Below are 4,568 nucleotides of genomic sequence, written 5' to 3'. Positions count from 1 at the left end.
GGAACTGTCTGGGACTCCATCGTCTATGATGAGGTCAACGACCAGATCATCTTCGGGGTCGGCAATGGTTCGCCGTGGAACCGGGAATTCCGTGATCCGTCCGGTGGCGACAATCTCTTCCTGTCCTCCATCGTTGCGGTGGATGCCGAAACCGGTGCGTACAAGTGGCATTTCCAGACCACACCCGGCGACAATTGGGACTATACAGCCACGCAGACCATCATTCTGGCAGACTTGCCTGTTGGCGAAGATGGTGAAGCGCGCCGTGTCGCGATGCAGGCTCCGAAGAATGGCTTCTTCTACGTACTGGACGCGGAATCCGGCGAGTTCATCTCCGGCGATGCGTTCGTGCCGATGAACTGGGCAGAGGGCCTCGACGAAAACGGTCGTCCGATTGAAATCGCCGATGCACGGTATGGCGCCGTCCCTTACGAGCAGCTGCCAGGCCCCCTCGGTGCACACAACTGGCATCCGATGGCCTTCAATCCGGATTTGAACCTCGCCTATATTCCAGCGCAGGAAATTCCTCAGGCCTATGCTCGCGATCCGCGCTTCGAGACCCAGCCTGTCGGCTGGAATACGGGCGCAGACTTCTCTGCTGGCGTCCCGCCGATCGCGCCGCCGGAAGTCGCCAAATTCCTGCGCTCAACCCTCAAGGGACGCTTGATCGCATGGGATCCCATTGCCCGCGAAGCGCGCTGGTCGGTGGAACATGGCAATGCCTGGAATGGCGGCGTGCTGTCCACGGCAGGCGGTCTGGTTTTCCAGGGCAAGCTGAATGGCGACTTTGTCGCCTATGATGCCGAAACGGGCGACAAGCTCTGGAATCATGAACTCAAATCCGGCGGCGCGTCCGGCCCCGGCACCTACATGATCGATGGTGAGCAATACGTCACGATTACGACTGGTTGGGGCAGTGCCTTTGGTCTCTCTGCAGGCTTCGCCTATGACGAGACCGTGCCCTCTACAGTCGGCAAGGTCGTCACCTTCAAGCTGGGCGGCACGGGCGAAATCGCCGACCCGGATTTCCCGATGATCGACAAGACCCCGAAAGCCGACTCGTTCGGGGACGAGACCATGATCGCCGAGGGATCGGTTCACTATGCCCGTAACTGTACCGTCTGCCACGGTCCGCTGGCGGTCAGCTCAGGCGTTCTGCCGGACCTGCGCTGGTCGGCGATCAGTGGCAACGAAATGGCGTGGAAAGGTGTGGTGATCGACGGAAACCTCGCCGCCAATGGCATGGTCTCGTTCGCAGATCATCTGACGCCGGATCAGGTGGAGTCGATCCGCGCCTATGTGCTGGCGCAGGCCCATGCCGCTGTCCCGGCTGGCTCCGGGGGCGAATGATCGAATTGTGAGTAGCGCGGCCTGCCGGGCCGCGCTACATACGCCGAATGCATATAGTCATCCTCATTCTGGGTATCCTGACAACGATCGGCATCTGGTCGTGGCGTATCCAGATGGCCCGCCGCGGCGCGAAAGTGGCGATGGATGCGGCGCGCACGCTTACGAATACGCCTCGCCGCTTTGCCTTCAAATACAAGGCAGGCCGCAATGGCATCGGCCTGATCGAAGACCCGCGCGAAGCCGCCGCCGTCATGATGATGGAAGTTGCCCGTGGCCGGGAAGGGCCTCTGACCGAACGACAGGCGCGCATCATAGATGATGAGATGATGCAGAATTTCAGCTTCACCCAGGCTGAGGCTGATGAATTGTCCGCCCATGCGGCTTGGGTCACCAATTCCGCGCCGGATCCCCAGCGCGCCATGCGCAAGCTGAGCGAATTGATCGTCAGTTCCCCGCAGCTTGGCCCAAAGGAAATTGTCGATCTCGACGCGATGCTGGTGGCGGTGTCCGAGGCGGAAGGCGTGCCGACGCGCGAACAACTGGCCCTCCTGCAAGTGTTCCGGGACAAGGCAGGCCTCAAGACCTGAGTCTTCCAACCGCTCAAGAACAGTTGCGCCTTTCGCCCTGGCACAATAGGGAATTTGGCCATGTCAAAGTCACTTCCCAGCGAATACCGCGCCAAGGTTCTCAATGAGTCCTGGACGAATTTTTCAGTCCTGCGTCATGGCCGGTTTGATGGCCTGCTCGTTACCTCCAAGAATTCCGGTACGCACTGGCTGAAATACATGCTGGCAGTGGCGCTGGCGGAAACCCATGGCATTCCTCACCCGCAATACTTTTCGGAGAATGCGGTGCGCCCCTATATCGGTTGGCCGAAGGACGATGAGACCTTTCCGGAACTGCCGCGCCTGGCGTTCAGTCACACGATCCCCCACCATCTGGCCGAATGGGGCTGGGCCCGCAGCCTCGCCAGCCTGCCGCCATATGTGCTGGCTGTACGGCACCCGATGGCGATCCTGGCCAGTCACCACGCCAAATGGGAATACGACATCAAGGTTGACTGGTTGACCTATCTGAAGGGCGATCCGGGCGGATCGAAGTATCGCTGCGATCTCTACTGGCTCGCGCGCTTCTGGAACCGTTGGGGTGATATTCGTGCGCGTCATGGCGACTCGATCCAGCTGATCCAGTATGAGCGGACCCAGAAAGACCCCCGCGCCGCATTGGAAGCGGTCTCGAAGCATTGGTCTCTCGGGCTCAGTGCCGATGCCATCAATGTAGCGCTCGCGGCAGGCACGAAGGACGCCATGGCGCAGAAGATCGATCCGGATGCGGAGCCTAATGTGCTGCAGAACCGCAAGACACCGCTTACGGAACTCTTCACAGGCGAAGCACTGGATATCTACACAGATCATATCCGGACGCTGTTCCGGCATGATTTGGATTATGACCTGTTCAGCCTTCCGGCTTGAGATAGCCGCTTGAGCGTCCGTCGGCGGTGTATTTGATCCACCACGGTTCGGCTTCTGCCTGTTTCTCCAGTTCAAGGAAGACCGGGTCTTCAAGGATGGCCGTCGAATATTCGGCCGCGGCCCCTGTCAGGGGCAGGCCATAGGTGCGGAACCGCGTCACAACCGGCGTGTAGAACGCATCCGCAGCGCTCCATTTGCCGAACAGGTAAGGGCCGCCATCGCCATGTTCAGTGCGCATCTGGTCCCACATGGTCTGGATGCGGGCAATGTCAGCCTCAAGACCTTCGGTCATTTCCGGCGTGGTTTCCCGGCCGCGAATATCCATCGGACAGGCCTTGCGCAGGGCGGGGAAACCCGCATGCATTTCGGAGGTCACCGCGCGGGCAATCGCCCGCTTGGCGGCATCTTCTGGCCAGACCTCTCCAGTCGGCGCCCAATCGGCGATCCATTCCGTGATCGCAAGGCTTTCCCAGACCGTGACATCGTCCCAGATCAACAGTGGCACTTTTGCTGTCGGGCTGATCTCTTTCAGTTTTGCCGATGTGTCGGGAAAATCGAGCGGTACGATCACTTCTTCCACCGGCAGGCCCACGCGCCGCGCGGCAAGCAATGGCCTGATCGACCAGCTGGAATAGTTCAGATTTCCAAGGACCAGCTGTCTCATGCGCGCTTTCCTTGCCCGATCAGCCATTTCGTTTCGCGCACGTCCACGCGGTCGAACACTCCTGCCTTGTTATACGGGTCCTGCTCGGCCAATGCCTTGGCCGAAGCCAGGTCATCGGCCTCGACCAGGAAGACAGACCCGATCATCGCGCCATCCTCGGACAGCAGCGGCCCGGCCATGCGTAGCTGGTCCCCCAATCCTGCAGCCCATTCCAGATGGGCCGACCGGGTCGCGGCGCGCAACTCGGCACCATTGGTTTCATTGTCCAGATTGTGAAAACAGAAAATGCGCATGACGAACGACTCCGAATGAAGGCAAGATTTCCTGTTCGTATTGCACAATGCCTGCAACCTGCCCAGAGTCCGCAATAGTGGAACAAATGGGCTGAATGAATCATTGATCCTTCAGTAACAGGGAGTATGGTGGCGCCATGAACGATACAACAGACACCCGCCAACAGATCTTGGAAGCCGCGATGGAACGCATCGTTCACTACGGCTATTCCAAGACGACGATGTCGGAGATTGCCAAGGACTGCAACATGTCTGCGGGCAATATCTACCGCTTCTTCGCGTCCAAACTCGATATTGCCGAAGCCATCGGTCGCAAGTTCAATTCAGAACTCTACCAGACTTATGCCAGCATCTGTCGGAAGCCAATCACGGCGGCAGATCGTCTGCGCCAGTTTTTTGAGTTCAGCATGGTGCGTACCTATGAGGCACTGGAAGAAAAGGACAAGCTGGTCGAGCTTGCCGAGACGCTGGCAGATGAGCGGCCTCTGTTCATGAATGAACAGCTGGCCCAGGAGCGGGTCTATCTGGTTCAGATTCTCGAGAACGGCATTGAGGCCGGTGAGTTTCGTCCGCTCGACCGAAAGGAAGAGACGGCGGAAATGATTCAGGCATCGATGATGAAGTTTCGCTTTCCCCAGATGTTCTCGCACCTGACATTGCCGAAATTGAAGCGTGAACTGGCGGGTGTGATGGACCTGGTTCTGGCTGGATTGTCAGCTGGCGCGGTCGTTCCGGAGCGTCAGATAGATAAATTCTGAATAATTTCGTTTTTGTTCATTGATAAATGTT

6 protein-coding genes are annotated in these 4,568 nt (G+C 58.6%); 4 read left to right on the top strand and 2 right to left on the bottom strand.

From position 1 onward, the window contains the following. The 3 genes from B4F73_RS04015 to B4F73_RS04005 all read left to right on the top strand — a co-directional run. The coding region (locus B4F73_RS04015; RefSeq protein ID WP_290482560.1) for a PQQ-binding-like beta-propeller repeat protein at positions 1 to 1,350 on the top strand (1,350 nt) is incomplete at its 5' end. Between the two features lie 47 nt (positions 1,351 to 1,397). Then, the gene (locus B4F73_RS04010) at positions 1,398 to 1,937 is read left to right on the top strand and encodes a hypothetical protein (protein ID WP_290482559.1); all 540 of its coding nucleotides are present in this window, start codon (positions 1,398 to 1,400) and stop codon (positions 1,935 to 1,937) included. A 60-nt stretch (positions 1,938 to 1,997) separates the two neighbouring features. Then, positions 1,998 to 2,822 carry a sulfotransferase family protein gene (locus tag B4F73_RS04005; protein WP_206991945.1) on the top strand — a complete coding sequence of 275 codons (825 nt, stop codon included), beginning with the start codon at positions 1,998 to 2,000 and terminating at the stop codon, positions 2,820 to 2,822. Here the strand turns inward: B4F73_RS04005 and B4F73_RS04000 are convergent. Together B4F73_RS04000 and B4F73_RS03995 are read right to left on the bottom strand one after the other, a co-directional pair. Then, positions 2,806 to 3,486 carry a glutathione S-transferase family protein gene (locus B4F73_RS04000; RefSeq protein WP_290482558.1) on the bottom strand — a complete coding sequence of 227 codons (681 nt, stop codon included), beginning with the start codon at positions 3,484 to 3,486 and terminating at the stop codon, positions 2,806 to 2,808. The genes B4F73_RS04005 and B4F73_RS04000 overlap by 17 nt on opposite strands. Then, complete coding sequence (locus B4F73_RS03995; RefSeq protein ID WP_290482557.1) at positions 3,483 to 3,779, bottom strand: YciI family protein; 297 nt, start codon at positions 3,777 to 3,779, stop codon at positions 3,483 to 3,485. Before B4F73_RS03995 ends, B4F73_RS04000 begins: the two co-directional genes overlap by 4 nt. Before the next feature lie 137 nt (positions 3,780 to 3,916). On the opposite strand from B4F73_RS03995, the gene B4F73_RS03990 reads away from it, so the two are divergent. Continuing rightward, on the top strand, positions 3,917 to 4,537 hold the full coding sequence (locus B4F73_RS03990) for a TetR/AcrR family transcriptional regulator (RefSeq protein WP_206991948.1): 621 nt from the start codon (positions 3,917 to 3,919) through the stop codon (positions 4,535 to 4,537). The last annotated feature ends 31 nt before the right edge of the window (positions 4,538 to 4,568 follow it).

The sequence above is a fragment of the Hyphomonas sp. UBA3601 genome, from assembly GCF_002375605.1.
In the GTDB taxonomy this organism is placed as follows: Bacteria; Pseudomonadota; Alphaproteobacteria; order Caulobacterales; family Hyphomonadaceae; genus Hyphomonas.
Note: the sequence above shows the minus strand (reverse complement) of the source record. Positions and strands in the feature narration are given on the sequence as shown.